The organism is Bacilliculturomica massiliensis (genome assembly GCF_900605495.1).
GTDB classification, from domain to species: Bacteria; Bacillota; Clostridia; order Peptostreptococcales; family Anaerovoracaceae; genus Bacilliculturomica; species Bacilliculturomica massiliensis.
In genome coordinates this window covers 403,127-419,121 of sequence record NZ_LR027602.1, presented here as the reverse complement: position 1 = coordinate 419,121, position 15,995 = coordinate 403,127, and the positions used below count along the sequence as shown (strand labels likewise).

Genomic DNA, 15,995 nt, shown 5'->3' with positions numbered 1-15,995 from the left:
CATTTTCCTCCTTTTACTAAATTCCAGAGTTGGAATACGGTATTGCCAGACCGTCTTTCCCGTAATTCTCTGCAGACATCAAGATAGCCAGATCATTGAATTTGACGAAACCGTCCCCGTCGATGTCCAGCATGGCGGAGACCGCGTCGCTCACTGCTTTTCCGAAATACCTGCTTTGAAGCATGATCGCCCGGTCCTCCAGCCGCACGGAATTATCCCCGTTGAAATCCCCGCAGTACATCTTCATAGCGTCTGTCACCGCCACCGTAAGGTCCGTATCTTCCACTTTAATGTCGGTGATCATCAGGCTCGTATAACCCGGCTTTTCCAGCAGCAGGTCGTAGGTCTTGCCGGGATTGACTCTCTCGATGAGAATCGTCTGCTCTGCTTTGCCGATCCCACTGCTGGTTGTGCTGAGAGCGGACAGCGTCGCCGTCCCGTCCCGGCTGGTCAGCGTGGCCCGGATCGGCACGCCCGGATTATAGGTGCTCATGCTCAGGTCAACGCTCTTGCCGCCCACAAGAAAAGCAGGGCTGGTCACGATTCCCGCAAAGTCTCCTTTTCCTTCCGCCTGTACGTAGATGTACCGGCCGCTGTAGGCGGGACCCGGCGTGAATGAAGCTCCCGTTGCCGACGGGATCGCGTCCATGTTTTCATCAAGCCACTGATATGCTGCCGTCGCACCTGCCGGAGAGACGACAGCCGTCAGACTCGTGTTGACCAGTCCCGTGCCGGAAACAACAACGGCGGCTACACTGGTCTTATCCGTTTTGATCCCGGAATACGTAAGCGGAGAAGCGTTTAAGAGTTCGCTCTCCGGCAGCATGGTATACACAAAATACGATGTGTTTCGGCTGAGATTTTCATATTTTGCGTCCTCCACCGCTGCAAAAGTGGTCCAGTCCAACAGATCTGCCGTCAGTGCTCCGGCGGTGCTGATGGCATAGCTCTGTGCTTCCGACCAGTTCTCAATGATGACGACTGAATCTGTCGCATCTAACTGCAGCGCCTCCGGCGTAGCCTGATCGCCTTTTGTCAGTCCTTCTATCGTCATCAGCGCTGCGCGCGTTGCTCCGGCTTCATCGACTACCTGCAGGGTCGCCGTAAAGCTGCCGCTGGTCACTACCTGCGCCTTGCCGGAAATGCTGCCCGCTGTGGTCAGCTCCAGGCCGTCGGGAAGTTCTCCTGAAACCCTGCTGTAGATCTTCGTTCCTACGCCTCCCGATACATGCTGCGTCACATCGTAATCGGTCTGTACTCCAGCCTGCATATCGGAGATCGTGAAATCGTCGAACGCATAGCAGTCCAACACCTCTACGGGTTCGTCCACCTCGCCGGGCAGATAGAATTCATTACCTGCATAGCGGATCTGATAGCTTCCTGGAGAGACAGAGCAGGTCCCGTCAGCGTCCACCAGGATCCCCGTCCAGGTGGTGTAGTTTTCACCATCGTAGATCTCATACGCCGCATCTGTGGTCAGACCGGTAAGTCTGCCCTGCCCTCCCTTTGTCTGGGCCGCCTCTGCACCCACGCCCATAACGGCCGGCTGAGTGGCTTTTTCCACCGAAAACGATACCGGAACAGTCAGCGCTGGATCTGTCGCGATGCTGTCCGAACGGAACAGCAGTTCCGCGCTGTATGCTCCGGGCGTCAGGCCCATGACCTGAGTGACAGTATAATCCACGGTCCTTCCGCTGTTCAGCACCGTTACATTTTCCTCCGGCGAAACAGCGATCCCTTCTCCGGAGACAGTGACGCTGATATTATTCAGCGCTTCCCAGCCGGAATTCTGCAATGTGACCGTTGCAGAATCTTCCTCCGCCGCTCCGTAAACGTAGTCCTGAAGCTGCAGTGCCGAGGGCGAAGAAGAAAGCTCATATTCTTCCCGCGGGTCTTCCCAGGGCGGAACGTCATCCTCCCCCCCGATCATTCCATCCTTTACCTCGACTACCACTTTGCATGCGCTTGCGGCGATCAATTCTTCATCCGACCCCGATATCGCCCGATGCTCAAAGACATACAGCGTAAGGTAACCGTCCTTCGCTTTCATGCCCCCGCTCCCATCGCTTTCAATCATGTCGGGCGGCAGCTCCGACACCAGCCCGCTGAAGATCATATCTGTGGTGTCTTCTTTTGTTACATTTGCAGTCTGAAGCCCCCCGGCGCTGTATAAATATAAGTCGACGGTATATTTACTTCTCCCCTTATCTACAAGTGTGCCTTCCACTGCGAGGTTCACCGATCCGGATCCATCATCGACCAGTGAAATATTCGTAATCTGGTCGATGCCGGATGAATCCGGCCGAACCTGAATACCGGTCAATTGGGCATCCGCTCCTTCTTCTGCCGCAGCCACATACCCTGCGTTCAGAGTCAGGCATAACGATAAGGCCAATACGAAACTCACCGCTTTTTTGACATTGGCTCTCATATCAACTTATCTCCTTCCTTTCTTTTACTCAGATTGATTTAGCAACTTCATCACAATCGTCGCCACTTCCGCTCTTGTCGCCCCCTCTTTTGGTAAATAGCGGTATCCGTCCGCAGCTTCATCCGCCACGCCGTTGACGATACCCGCCTGATACATTGTCCTTACTGCCTCCTTTGCATAATCTGATACTGCAGAATCATCTCTAAACGGTTTATAATTGCGTTTGATCGCTAAATCCAATTTTATGTTTTCGGCCGTCCCCTTTAAAATAAAGGCCATCTGTTCCCGGGTGATATCATCGTCCGGAGAAAAATGCCCGGCATCCGTTCCGCTGACAATGCCGGCATTGCACAGAGACATGACCGCCGCATAATACCAGTCGCCTGTTTTCACATCGATAAATTTTCCTTTTTCTGCGCCCGCATTGATCGCAAAAGCCTGATGGATTATCTGAGAAAACTCCGCACGGGTGACCCTGCTGTCCGGACGAAAGGTTCCGTCCTGATACCCTGTCACGATACCTTTTTCCAGCAGCGCCCGTATCTCCTGCTCCGCCCAATGCCCCTTCATATCGGAACATTCGGGTCCGACTGTCACCCCTCCTGATGTGATGACCGTCTGGGGCGGATCGGATCCTTCCTCGTGGTTCCCGGCCGTTTCGGTCTTGTCCTTCCAGCCAGGCTGTACCACATTGTCTTTAATTTCAAAATAGATCCGGTAACCTTTCTCCACCGTCTCGCTGACCTTGACAGAATGATACGTGTCGATAAAGGCCGCCATATAATAACCGTCCTTAAAGCTCAGCCCGATCCCCGGATAGCACAGCAGTTCGGAAGTTCTGTTTCCCACCGTAGGCATCGTACAGGTGGTCTCCTCCCCGCTGGTACCGATCAGCACCATATGCACTACAGTGTCCGTGTCTTCCGTGGTGCCTTCCGCTGCAAGGCAAAGTCCATCCAATCCGTCCCCAATTATCGTAAGCTGCGAAATCTCTCTGATCCCCGTATCGGTTCCCGGCACCACTCCAATAAAAGGAGTCTCCGCAACGGCGCAGACTACGCCTGTAAAAAACACCACCGCACTGATCAGTGAGCACAGCACAACTCTTCCAGTTTGTCTCATCTGCTTTCTTTTCCTTTCCTCACCGTAACTGTTTCTTTCTCACCTGGCCGCCCGCATTTCGGCAGCCGCTATATTATCCGGCCAGCTCAGTACATCGCCGGCGTGATTCTGCAGTACGCAGGTCACCGCATTGCGCGGATTGTAGGTTTCACCTGCATTCTTCGGAAGCACCAACTCAAACGTTTCCGCATCCGTATTTCCCAATTCAATTTGTATTCTGCTCTCCCCTAACTGGTAAGGCCGCAGAGACATCATAAGCGTGATCCCGCATTCGCTCCTTCTCACATCCGGCGGTCTGGAAACAGTTATCCATGTCCGGATGCTTGACTCACCCAATGGTTCAAATTCCGAATGAGTAATGGCGTAATAGATCCGTTCGTTCCCTGGCCCTTCGCCGCTCGCCTCGTCATAAGCGGCCCGCAACACACGGTTCTCCGTCAGTCCCTCCAGCGCCGCCAGTTCCTGTCCATTTCCTTCTATGGTCTGTCCGGCCGCCGCGCCGATCCCCACGTCCGGCGTGGACGTCCCGCTGTGATCCACCCAGCCCGCGTAGCGGTACCCCGCCTTGTTGATGGCCGTCACCGCCGCCCCGTCTGGGTCCTGTCCTCCCGTCAGCACGTTCCCCTCCGGCGCCAGCGGCGCTACACCCATGGCCGCGAGCTCCCCGTCCGTGTACTTCGCCGTCCCGTCTTCATTCACATATTCCTTGCGGTTCTCCGGCAGGTTCGGGTCGATCAGACTCCCCTCCCCCTTGGCCACGATCCGCGTCCCCAGCAGCGTGTCGTCCCAGTCGTAGAATGTCACACTCACGTAATCCTTCGTCTCCGTGGGCCGGACGTCCACGGTCTTTCCCTCCTGTACGTATGTAAAGACATTGATGGCCCCCGCCGCCAGTTTCTCTCCCGCCGGCACCCCCGTATCTTCTCGCACCGAACCGCTTTCCGTCCGCAAAAGCGCTTTATGGGAATAGATCCGCGTCTCTCCCGTCTCCGGATCCTCGCTCTGATACAGCGCGCTTCCCCTGACCGGCGAAGCGTAAGCTACCTTCATGTCCGCCCGCGTCTCCACAAAATTCAAAGCGCTGGCCACGTAGTCCTTCGAGGGGATCACCCCTTTCGCATAGGCAAACCGCACCGTGGCCGCCGCCGCATCCTTCTCCGTGGGCACCGCCCTGATCTGCTCCGCTCCCAGATACAGATAGCCTTTATCCCCGCTGCGATAGGACAGGGCGGGCTTTGCCGATACCCAGCCCGGCGCCTTCGTCTCCAGCACCGCAGCCCGTCTCCAGGCCAGCGCCGCCTCCTCGATGGATCCCGCAGGAGCCGCCGCCGTGCTTCCCGGCTCCTCCCGTTCCGCCGTCTCCCGGATCTCAGACAGATCGGGCACGAGGATGGGCGTCTGCTCCTTATCCCAGGCGATGGGGCGCAGTTTGGAATAGTCGTATTCCAGCAGAATGCCCGCGGTCTTAAAATGGCTCCCGGCGGAGATCTGCAGGGAGATCTCCAGACTGCCGGGTCCGTGCTTTGTCTCCGGCAGGTTCACCGCCGTCAGATGCAGCGCGGCGGATTCGTCGGGCAGCGTCTCTGCCTGCCGCTGCAGGCGCGGCAGGCTGCTGACCGGCTCTTCGTTTCCCGCTTCGTTTGCTCCGTTTCCCGCTTCGTTTCCCGCTCCGCCTGTCCCCGGGATCCGCACGGCCGGACACGCTTCGTCGCTGTTCATCACAGAGGAAGCCCAGTCCGCCCCAAAGCAGCCTTCCCACGGAACCAGAAGCAGCAGCGCGGCAGCAGCCGCGACTACAAGCGCTTTTCCCAGAGCCCCGTTCTTTCCATACCGGGTCGGATTTCCCATCTCCATCACTGCACGGGCACCTTCTTTCCAAAATTCTCACTCAGCATCAAGATCATCAGATCGGACAGACCGATCCTTCCGTCCCCGTCCAGATCCAGCAGCGCCGCCTGCTCCGCCCCTTCTCCCGCAGCGGTATCCACTTCTTTTCCAAAACAGCTGGCCAGCAGGAGCATCTGCCGGTCTTTCAGGTCAATGCTCCCGTCTCCGTTCACATCGCCGCAGGGCAGCCTTATCTCCCAGAGGGTATCCTCCGTCAGCCGAAGTTCCCTCTGCCGAAAAGGCAGATGACCCGGCTTGCGTATTTCCAGGGAATATGGCTGGTCCATGGCGATCCCGGCGAAGGTGATCATCTGCACGGTTGGTCCGATCCCTCCCGAAGTGGCGCTGGCCGTCCACTCTTCCGAAGTGGCGCTGGCCGTCCACTCTTCCGAAGCGGCGCCGGCCGTCCGTTCTTCTGAAGTAGCGCCGGCCGTTCGCTCTTCTGATCCGTCTGTCTGCTCTGTCATCGGCAGAAGCATTGCTTCCGCCGCCCGTCCCGGATCCATGCTCTCAACACGCACCGTCAGGGTCAGCGTGGTTCCTGAAGCTTTTGTGGTCACCTGCACCGGCCCCGCCGCAGGCGACGGGTAATACCCCGGGCGCTCCGCCCGTCTGGCATACAGTCCATAATCTGTCTCAGCCTCCAGACCGGAAAATCCGCCGCCTGTGGTCCATCTCAGATCCGCAAATCCGCCGCCTGTGGTCAGCGCGTATTCCAGTCCTTCCATGGGCGCAGCCACCGCGATCCTGCGATCCGTCACCTGCAGCGCCGCCCCGGAGGGGATCTCTTCTCCCTCCGGCGCCGGCTGTCTTCCTTTGTCCACCGGTCCCGCCGCCGTCACCGCGGTTCCCACGTACTCGCCCTTTCCCGCCGCCATCCCCAGCAGCATTCGGCTCACGTCTTCCGGTCCCGGCGTGTAGACCGGCTCCTCCGCCCCTTCGATCAAAACAAACGCCGGCTCATTCCCATCCTGCCCGCTGACCCCATCCCCCTGGCTTCGGTACCAGCGGTAAACGCAGTCTGCTTCCGCCGGCGCCGCCGTCAACGTCAGCCGTTCTCCGACGGCCGGTTCTCCCGTCATCTCTACGCCTTCCACAGCCGGCAGCAGCGTCAGTTCCCGATACGGGTCCTCCGCTGTTCCGCTGCCGGCATTGAACCGCGTCCGTTCCCGATCCAGCCGCAGCGCCGGCCGCACAGATCGGTATGCGCCTGCCAGAGCATAATATGCGTCCGCCGTCAGCGACGGCTGTATTTTATTGCTGTAGATATACCGGACCTGATTGCTGTAGCCCTTGCGGGCCGTCTTCAGCCAAAATCCCGTGTCTTCCTGCTCCGTATACCAAAACTCATCTTCCTGCTCTCCGCGCCAGGTCTCAAACTCCTCCTCGGAGAGCAGGCTGACCTTTTCCCCGTCGCTGCCGTCTGCAGTGCAGGGCAGCAGAGCGTTCCATTCTGTCTCGTTAGCGGACAATGCTTCATAAAATTGACGGGCACCCGCCACCGCCGCTCCGTGCAGTTCCGTATTCCCAGCCTTTGTGGCCCCGTTTAAGGCGATATAAAGATCCGATTCTGTCCACAAGCTGTACCCATCCAGCTGGGAATCCTCGTCTGGATGACCGCCGTCCCCGCTCTCGTCCGGATGGTCGAACTGCTGTGGCGTCTGCGACAGTCCCAGCGGATCGCTGTAGAACAGCAGCACGTTTCCCGCCTCCGGATCCTTCGGCAGTCCTGCGCTTTCTGCCGTCTCCGGAAGAACAGCCAGCACCGTAAAATCGTAACCTGTCCCGGCATCATCCTGCCGAAGGCCATCGGGCCCCGGCATTCCCAACAGCACATGATCTCCCGGACGAAGGGCCGCGCCGCGTCCTTCTTGCGCATATCCGGCCCCTGTCCCCGTCTGACACAGCAGCGCCACGGTCAGCAGAAAGGCCCAGGCTTTTCTTGTCATCCCTATTCCTCCAACTCTATCTGAACCGTGCTTTTCCCATAATTCTCCGCCGCCATCATGATCTGCAGATCCCGTCCTTTGATCCAGCCGTCTCCGTCCAGATCCAGCCGCCCGGCTTCCTCCCGGTCTTCCGCCGGCAAGTCTGTGATCCGCTTCCCATAAAATCCGGATCGCAGGAGCAGCTGCCGGTCGAGAAACCCGATCTTTCCATCCCCGTCTACATCCCCGTAGGGCAGGCAGAGATCCCGCACACGGCTGTCCGGATGCAGGCTCAGATCCAGCGGGCTTTCTCCCACCTTCAGGCCGCGCACTTCCACCGCAGCATGTCCTTCCTTCTCCAGTCTCAGGGTATAGACCCCCGGCATTACATTCTCCAGCAGAAATGGGTCCGTCGATCGTATGGGATCCGTCGTCTTTTCTGATCCAGATGAATCCTCTCTGCCGGACGCTGTTCCTGCCCGGTGCGCCGCAATACCGCCGGACGTGGCCGAATAGACTGTTGTGCCGTCCTGCAGAAGTCTCACCCGCACCGGTTCCTCCGGCCTGTGGCTCCGCACGATCCCAGCCACTGTGGTTCCGGAAGGCACAGGGATCTCCTCCATCGAGTACACTGCCCAGCTCTCCTTCAGGTTCTTTCCCGCCTCTGCATAGGGCCCGGAGATCACCAGCCGGCCCCCGTTGGGATTCGCTTCGTCATACACCTTGTCCGACGAGGTGGCGCATCGGAACCCCGCGTTGGAGTTCAGCGCGTCCGTCACTCCCACAAAGTTCACCGTGAGGAAATGGTAACCGCCTTCCCGCTCCAGACGGTTTACCGGCGACGTCAGCGAATGGGACCAGATCTTCACCAGTCCGTCCCCCATCCCCTCCGGTCTCCTCACGTTGTTGTCCACATAGGGGTAAGTGGTCGCTTCCTGCTCCGCCCCTTCCGTCCCCGTGTCTCCCCTGTTTCCAGTAAACAGCAGACCTCCGTTCCACACATTAGAATTCCCCGATACGCCGTACTGGATCTTCAGCTCGGCATCCTGTCGTCTCCGTTCCCATTCCGCTCTGTCCGCAATGCCCAGCATGGCCATCATTCCTGGGATCTCTTCCTCCTGCGCGTAATAGATCATCAGATCCGTGGACGTCAGCTCGCTGATATCGTCCCCCACTGTAAACGGCGTTCTCCCATTGAAAAAATCACTCTCGCTCTGATAACCATCCCGCTCGACAGGATGGAAATACCGGTCCGCCGCCCGCACGGCGTTCGTATCAAAATGCAGCGGGATGGTATAGCCCATCAGATCATTGATGTTGTTGAAACAGATCTTCAACTGGAACTGCTCTCCCTGCTTCACCTCCCCCAGCGCTTCCGGCACTTTTCGTGGGTCGCTTCCCTCCGCCACGCCCGCCGGCAGGCTGGTCCGATAGATACGGTACTCCACCATGCGCTGCGCCTCCGGCGGATAGGAAAACACCGAGGCCCGGCTCGCCGCTCCGCCCCGGGTGCTGGTCACATAGACCTTTCCTCCCTCCGCCTTAAGCTGATTTCCCAGCGGTATGATCACCCCGCCTTCCGGATCCGCCGTCTTCTCTCCCAAAAGTTTCGTCAGCCCGCTGTCCCCGTACACCCGGATCAGATCACCGTATTTCACGCTTCCCGTCTCCTGGGAAGGACTCAGTACCAGACAATCCTCCAGATAGGCATCCAGGCCCGTGTAGAGACTGGCGGAATTGGTGTAGTTATACACGCGGATGCTGTTTTCAGGGAGAGTCAGCGTCGTCGCCTTCGCCTCAAAGCTCTCCGGCAGCGCGGGCACGTCCGCCGCACCCAGTTCCACCGGATTTGACTCTGTGAAATCCCCAGACATCGCACTGGCAGATACCGGCGTCCGCAGAAGGTCTGCATCCTCCAACGCCACGGCCAGTCCTTCCGGGTGCGCCGTGGCATAATACTCCTTTGCCGCCTCATAATTTTCCGGACTTCCGTCCGGATTCAGTCCAGTGCTTTCTCCGGAGCGGAGATAATCCTCCACTGTAGCGAAATGGATCACGTCGTTGTTTTCCAGTTCGTCTGTCCCGTCCTGCAGCGCTCGAAATACCAGACGCAGCACTGAAACTCCGGTCTCCCACTTTGTCTTTTCTCCAAACGGACCGTAGCTGTTTTTCATCAGTTCCAACTTGACCAGTCCTGTATCTGTGTTGATATATGGGTATTCTCCCGGACTTCCCGCCGAGGGGTTTGGGTAATCGTCTGTCTTTGAGACGGACACAGATTCATAGTCCGTATCTTTTCCCGGCAGCACGCCGCACTGCCGCGCCACTTTGTACGTCCCCACTTTGGTGAATCCGAAGGGCTCGCCCGGCGCGTTCACCCTGGCTTCGGTGTTGATCTTATCCTTGTTGGCTCCGCTGGCGTACAGGGGGACCAGTTCCAGATAGTCCGGATTATACCGGATCGGAATGGTAACTCCTCCTACCGTATGAAATCCCTTGAGCTTGACCGTTACCTGATAGTAGTTTCCCGCCGTCAGACCCGACGCCTGCATCCGGGGCCCCGCAAAGCTGGACTCGTTGCATGTGCGGTTGGTGTTGCTGATCCTTCCGATCTCCAGCTCTCCGGAAAGCGTCATGGCCTTCGTATAAGCCACCGCCGTGGGCGCGGATTCTGCCATGTCTGGCCGGGTCATGGTCGCATAGACCGTTCCCCCGCTGGGGGACAGTCCCTCCAGCGGAATCTCCACAGTAAACCCGTGGGTGGTGTCCTCCACCTCGTATTCTCCCAGCAGAATGCGGCTGTCTTCCCGGGCGCTGTCATAGACCCGAATAGTCAGACCTGTCCCAAGGGTACTCAGACCGGTCACATAAGCCATAGGGCACAGAGGATCGTCCGGGTCGCGCAGATTGTTGTAAATGATCATCTGTCCCGCGTCCAGGGATGGCGTGACTCCCTCTGACGTCTCTGAAACGTCGATTACTTCCGGCTCGGTCTCCGCCTGCAGACCGGAAGCAGCTGCCCCTTCATCTTTTTCGGCCGGTATCTCTCCCGATGAACTTTGTTCCTGTTCCAGCTGTACATACTGCGGCGCCCGGCCGCTCCGGGATGCGGCGTCTTCCCCTCCGTACACGGAGGGAAACGCACCGCACCACAGCACCAGAACGGCCAGCAGTACCGCCAGTCTCTTCCTCACGAATCCCTCACCTCTTCCGAAATAGGAAGACCCTGACGGGTCCTCTTTCCTCGCGTTTACTCCATTCGTTTACTTCATAAACGGTCCGATGAATACGTCTTTTTTTCATTAAATTTCGTGAAATATCATATTTCACGAATTAAGCCTTGAAAGCACTGCAATCACTGGGTTTTCATATATCTGACGGCGCTTTTTGACGGCGAATTTTTGAAGCCTGAAAACAGAGCCGACGGTAAAGACCGCCCTACAGCCCAGGTATTTCAACCTCTTTCGGGATGGATATTATTTCAAGTTTGACGGCTTATTTGACGGCGAATCGATCAAGGTTAGAGCCCTTTCCTTAGGAAAAGGTACAAATATAGGAAAACCGAACAAAAAGCAGTACTTAAATCACCAATATTCGACAAAGATGGTGATTAACTATTTACAAATTGACGTAAAATGTCTATACTAAAAGGGCAAAAGACGAAAAAAAGCGTTCGTGAAATATGATATTTCACGAACGCTTTTGGTATTTTTGACCCACAGTTGGGATGATCTAACCTGATTCATTCCGGCATGGTCCCAACGAAGGAAGTCCTGTGATATTTTCTGAATAAGAACAAGACCCACAAATATAATATGGATCAGAAATAATAAAAACTTTCTTTCAGGAACCGTCAATCGCACAGGCGATTGGCGGTATTATATTATGTGGACCGCATCATCCGTTGAACGAAAACACGAAAGGACCTGTTTTTTCTTTTTGCCTTCTCTCAACATCTAAAAAAGAAAAAAAACAGAGGACGCAGCAGGAAGCTGAACAGTTTTCCTTGTCGATCTATGTCGCTTTTTTCTTTTTGAAAGCAATTCTATGTTTAAAACGAAAAATATTTTCCATATTTTTAATATTAGATATGTATTATCCATTTTATTTTCGTTTTTGGAGCTTTTATGAGGACAAAAAGAAAAAATCAAGAAAACGACCGCACCTTTTTCCTTGTCTGGCCGACTTTCAGTTTTCAGGAGTTGTTCTACCAAGCATTAGAAGGTTTCTCGGCCTTGATCCCCGTGTTTTTTGGTACAGGAGTCACGAGACTTCATAATTTACCCCCTCAGGGGGGAGGCGGCGATGCAGGCAGCTAAGGAAAGTGTAAAGAAGGGCTGAAAGGTTCCTCTTTTTATAACATAGGAAATATTAGCGACCGATATTTCCTATGTTATAAAAAATCCCGCGATGCATTTGCATCCGGGATTTTGATCTGTCTAATCTTGTTTTGTTCTCTGCCCTCCCCCGCGATGTGCAGACCGGAAAAGATCTCTCTCTGCTTTTCCGCAGCACTCTCATCCTTCGGTATTTCGAAGAAGCTCCGCAGTATCGTCATGTTCAGCGTCTTGCCAAAACGGCGGGGGCGGGTAAAAAGATTGACCTTTCCTCCCAGATCTAAAAGCTCCCTGATCAGCTCGGTCTTATCGATATAGTAATATGCATTCGTGATCAAGTCTTCAAAGCAGTCCACGCCGATGGGCAGCGGCCTGCCTTTGCTCCTGTTCTCCGCCATGCTTGGTCCTCTCTTTCAGCGCGGCAATCCCCCTCCTGCGTCAAGCAGTTCAAATCGCACTAGTTTGTGGTCATCCATGATACGATCATACTCGTTCCTCCCTGACTGAAAAAAGGCGGGGAAACGCCAGCTGGCATTTCCCCGTCCCCATTCAGCATTTCATTCCTCGCTGGCGGCTGCGGTCCGCCGAATTTTCCTTCCGGTCAGCTTCCGCAGCCGCGCCCCATAGACAAACTGTTTTATCGCCCGCCCGGCCAAACAGCCGTGAGCCTATCATTCAATTGTCTATTTTCAATTAACATTTATTTGTTATTTCTCCGCCGCGGCCTTGATGTTTCTGTAGGCCCAATGGCTCTCCGCCACATCGCTGAAGCTTATCTGGCCGGACGCCGGATCCAGACCGATGATGGCGTTGATGATGGTCACGGCCTCCGCTCTGGTGATGGGGTTGTTGGGACGGAAAGTGCCGTCCAGATATCCTGTGGCATATCCCTTCTCCGCTGCCGACTTCACGTACTCCGCATACCAGTCTGCATCGCTCATGTCCTTAAAGCTCTTTCCGCTGTTTACCACGCGGTCGATCTTCATGGCCATGGTCACAAACTCCGCTCTCGTGATATTGCTGTTAGGCTTGAAGGTCCCGTCCTTGTACCCCGCGATCACTCCCAGGGAGGCCACGAAACCGATGTCATCCGCGTACCACTCGCTTCTCGCCACATCGCCGAAGGGCGTGTTGGTGTAGGACTTGCCTTTTTCCTTCTCGTAATTGATGGTCTTGGCTACGATGGCCGCCACTTCCGCTCTGGTAATGGCGTTGTCCGGACGGAAGGTCCCGTCCGTGTAACCGGACACGTAACCGCCGCTGATCTCTCCCTTTGAAACCTGCAGGAACCGCAGATCCTCGGGCACGGAATCCGGAATGACGATCTTGTCGTCCTTCTCGTAGACCGCGATAAGCTTCATGGCTTCGGTCACCTTGATGTCCTTCAGGTCGATGACGGTCTTGCCGTCTTTGCTCCAGCCCGCGAAGACCCAGCCCTCGTCCGCCGTCACTTTAACGCCCTTGGGAGAATTGCCGTTTGCCACGGATTCGGTAGTCTTTTCGACCTTTCCGTGATCGCCCGGGTCGTAGGTCACGGTGTAGGTGCTGACGGAACCGCCGCCTCCACCGCCGCCGCTGGGACGATCCGTGCTGGCTACCGCCGGCTTCGCCGTAATTGTTCTCGGATCACTGGTTCCCGCCGCGTTCACCGCTGTCGCCGTGATGGTGTAGGTGGTCCCATTGATCAGGTTCGGGATGGTAAACCTTCCTGTGGCGTTATTGGCTGTGTACACAGCTCCCGTCGTCGTCTTTGCCGTCGTTACCGACGATCCTGTGCTCACGCCGCCGTATGTCGTACCCGTTGCCGGATCGGTATAGATCAGCATGCCTCCTGCACTGCTCACCCGATCCAGCAGCAACGCGCTGGTGCTGGTCACCGTCTGCACCGCCCCGCCTGATGTGAACTTGATCGCATAGGTGGTTGTGGTCGTGGTTCCGCCTGTGTAGCGGATGCCCGACAGCGTGATGTTGTACTGAGTAATGTCGCTTCCATTCTTGTTTGCCGTCACCGTCACATCCAGCTTCCCGTCTCCGGATGCTGCGATGGCTGTCACGATGGGCTTATCGTACACCGTCACGGTCAGAGAGGTCTGAGCCGACGGATTGTGGTTCGTGTCTCCTGCGTAGGAAACCCTGATCTCCGCCGTTCCCACCGCCTTGGCGGTGACTGCTCCCGTGGTCGCATTCACTTCCACGATGCTATCGTTGGTGCTGACATAGATCGGATCGCCGAAACCGGAACCACTTGTGGTCACCGTATCCGTATCACCGTTCTTGATGGACAGCGCCGTTCCCGACAGCACCGGCGCCGCCTGATCCGCCTTGTTGACCGTAATGGCGATCTTCGTCGTCTGCGGCACATAGCCGTCCTGATTATAGGTAACGTCGTACAGAGTCGTTCCGCTGTCAGAGACGTTTGGTGTAACATTTGGCGTATTGAAGGTCCACTTACCACCGGTCAGCACAGCCCCGCCATTATCGTCATCCGTTACCTTTCCACCGGTCAGCCCCAGCGCTCCCAGCGTCATTCCGTAGGTGTAGGTCCCCGCTTTCGGCGCTTCCACCAATGTGGTGGGATTGCCGGGGATCACCTGAATGGTAAAGGTCAGCGGTGTGGCTGCGTTGTATTTCCCCGTCACCGCCGCCGCGCTGGCCGTCATCTCCACAGATCCCGCAGTGGTAAAGGTCAGGCCCAGTCCGCCGTTGGTCAGCGTGGCGCCCGCGGTATTGGTTCCTGTGATCGCATAGGTCACATCTGCGCCGCCGGCATTTTCCTTATCGTTGACCACGGCGCCAGCCAGACTCTTGACTCCGGTGTAGACCGCGGTATAGCCGAAGGACGCCTGCGTCGTCAGCACCTGTTCGCCCGGCTGAACCGTGATGACTCCGCTGGTCACGGTCAGAGGTTCGTAGTTTTCATTTGGATCGGTATTGGTTACGCCGATCTGGAAGCTGCCCGTCTTCAGGATCGTGACTTTCCCGTCCGTACCTACGGTAGCTACGGTGGAATCCGTGCTGGCGTAGCTCTTTGTTCCGCTCACAGAGAAACTGCTCTGAATGTTGGGTGCCGCCGCACCGTAGGTCACGCTCGTCGCCGCACTGGGCGTAACGGTTCCGGTCTGCGTTCCCTTTGCGATAGCTCCGAATGTCACGGTGGCTGTTTTCGTATTTTCATCTCCTACACTGCCGGTTCGTCCGTCGTCGGTCACACGGATCTCAACCGCGGTGTCGGTCGCTTTGTACGCCTCAGGCGTGCCGGAGATCGTACCGTCCGCTGCCATCGTGATCCCTCTCGGGAATTCTCCGCTCACCTTCTCAAAGGTAAGCGCTCCTTTAGTACCGGTCACCGTGGCGCTCAGGTACACTGGATCCATGATCGCACCCACGGTCAGACCGTTTACAGTTGCTCCGGCGAAGGCCAGATCCTTGGTAACGGTGATGTTCACCGGGATCGTCAGACTGCCCAGCGTGGTGTAAGCCGTCTGGGAAATTGTGATGGAACCCGTGGTGCTTTCCGTCAGACCTGCATTCGGAGTCACAGCCAGCGTCATGGCCGCATTGGAAGCCAGACTATTCGCTATGCCGCTCACTGTAAAGCTGCCTGTAGGCGTCACGGTGATGCCTGTCAGCTCCTGTATTCCAGAGTTCGTGATCACCAGACTGCCCGTTACACTATTGGTATTTCCATACGGTGTGGAAATGGCCACCGGGCTGGTGCTGTAGGTCCAGTCGTAGTCCTTCAGAACTCCGTTAGGGCCCAGTGTAAAGGAGGTAAAGCCTGCTTTTGTTGCATTGCTCTTCTTGGTTTCAATAAAAGCTATAACTGCATATTCCTTGGTTCCCGTAACAGGCAGTGAAAAATTTCCTCCCAAATGCGTAATTTCTACAAGGGAATTGTTATTTACCTTCGATGATCCATAGGCATATTCCTCTGCTGTCAGCGTATCCTTAACCAGACCTAACAGCTCATCCGCATCAAAGTTCATAAAAAACCCTGTATTACTGGTTACAGCACCAACAGTCTCTCCCATTGTTTCCCAGGATTCTTTATCTACAATGACATACATGGCATACTCACCATCTGTGTGGTCTGCACTTTTTATGTTCGCCATTACGACTGGATGGCCGTCCCTCCATTCCGTCACAGATAGCTCATTGAACGCTGTATCTGTATTGTCAGTCGGTTCGTTCACAGCTGCAAACACCACCGATGGCAACAAGGATAACAGCATCATAACTGTCAGCAACAAGCTGACCGCGCGTTTTTCCATATCCTTTCCTCCACTTCCT

8 protein-coding genes are annotated in these 15,995 nt (G+C 56.1%); 1 reads left to right on the top strand and 7 read right to left on the bottom strand.

All coding sequences use genetic code 11. The annotated features are described in order from the left end of the window. Window positions 1–16: 16 nt before the first annotated feature. From E0E37_RS08170 to E0E37_RS08150, 5 genes are read right to left on the bottom strand one after another with little or no spacing between them, the layout of a single operon-like run. Window positions 17–2,431, bottom strand: a complete 2,415-nt coding sequence (locus tag E0E37_RS08170) for a putative Ig domain-containing protein (protein WP_130862544.1) — start codon at window positions 2,429–2,431, stop codon at window positions 17–19. Between the two features lie 24 nt (window positions 2,432–2,455). Continuing rightward, window positions 2,456–3,553: an S-layer homology domain-containing protein gene (locus E0E37_RS08165; RefSeq protein WP_130862543.1), complete on the bottom strand. Its 1,098-nt coding sequence runs from the start codon at window positions 3,551–3,553 to the stop codon at window positions 2,456–2,458. A gap of 39 nt (window positions 3,554–3,592) precedes the next feature. Beyond that, window positions 3,593–5,410 (bottom strand): hypothetical protein, encoded by a 1,818-nt coding sequence (locus tag E0E37_RS08160; protein ID WP_130862542.1) that lies wholly within the window; start codon window positions 5,408–5,410, stop codon window positions 3,593–3,595. After that, a complete protein-coding gene (locus tag E0E37_RS08155) occupies window positions 5,407–7,389 on the bottom strand; it encodes a hypothetical protein (protein WP_130862541.1) in 1,983 nt (660 codons plus the stop codon). The genes E0E37_RS08160 and E0E37_RS08155 overlap by 4 nt, the downstream gene beginning before the upstream one ends. A 2-nt stretch (window positions 7,390–7,391) precedes the next feature. Further along, window positions 7,392–10,562 (bottom strand): hypothetical protein, encoded by a 3,171-nt coding sequence (locus E0E37_RS08150; protein ID WP_130862540.1) that lies wholly within the window; start codon window positions 10,560–10,562, stop codon window positions 7,392–7,394. Window positions 10,563–11,495: 933 nt separating this feature from the next. Here E0E37_RS08150 and E0E37_RS08145 point away from each other — a divergent pair. After that, window positions 11,496–11,687, top strand: coding sequence for a hypothetical protein (locus tag E0E37_RS08145; protein ID WP_130862539.1), 192 nt, complete (start codon window positions 11,496–11,498; stop codon window positions 11,685–11,687). A gap of 74 nt (window positions 11,688–11,761) precedes the next feature. On the opposite strand, the gene E0E37_RS08140 is transcribed toward E0E37_RS08145, so the two are convergent. Both E0E37_RS08140 and E0E37_RS08135 read right to left on the bottom strand, forming a co-directional pair. Next, the gene (locus E0E37_RS08140; protein WP_130862538.1) at window positions 11,762–12,103 is read right to left on the bottom strand and encodes an AAA family ATPase; all 342 of its coding nucleotides are present in this window, start codon (window positions 12,101–12,103) and stop codon (window positions 11,762–11,764) included. A gap of 309 nt (window positions 12,104–12,412) precedes the next feature. After that, the gene (locus E0E37_RS08135) at window positions 12,413–15,691 is read right to left on the bottom strand and encodes an S-layer homology domain-containing protein (RefSeq protein WP_165445283.1); all 3,279 of its coding nucleotides are present in this window, start codon (window positions 15,689–15,691) and stop codon (window positions 12,413–12,415) included. Between the last annotated feature and the right edge of the window lie 304 nt (window positions 15,692–15,995).

Coding starts and splice junctions, on each gene's coding strand:
- E0E37_RS08170 (WP_130862544.1), bottom strand. CDS start 2,431: ATGAGAGCCAATGTCAAAAAAGCGGTGAGTTTCGTATTGGCCTTATCG.
- E0E37_RS08165 (WP_130862543.1), bottom strand. CDS start 3,553: ATGAGACAAACTGGAAGAGTTGTGCTGTGCTCACTGATCAGTGCGGTG.
- E0E37_RS08145 (WP_130862539.1), top strand. CDS start 11,496: ATGAGGACAAAAAGAAAAAATCAAGAAAACGACCGCACCTTTTTCCTT.
- E0E37_RS08135 (WP_165445283.1), bottom strand. CDS start 15,691: ATGAACTTTGATGCGGATGAGCTGTTAGGTCTGGTTAAGGATACGCTG.
- E0E37_RS08155 (WP_130862541.1), bottom strand. CDS start 7,389: ATGACAAGAAAAGCCTGGGCCTTTCTGCTGACCGTGGCGCTGCTGTGT.
- E0E37_RS08140 (WP_130862538.1), bottom strand. CDS start 12,103: ATGGCGGAGAACAGGAGCAAAGGCAGGCCGCTGCCCATCGGCGTGGAC.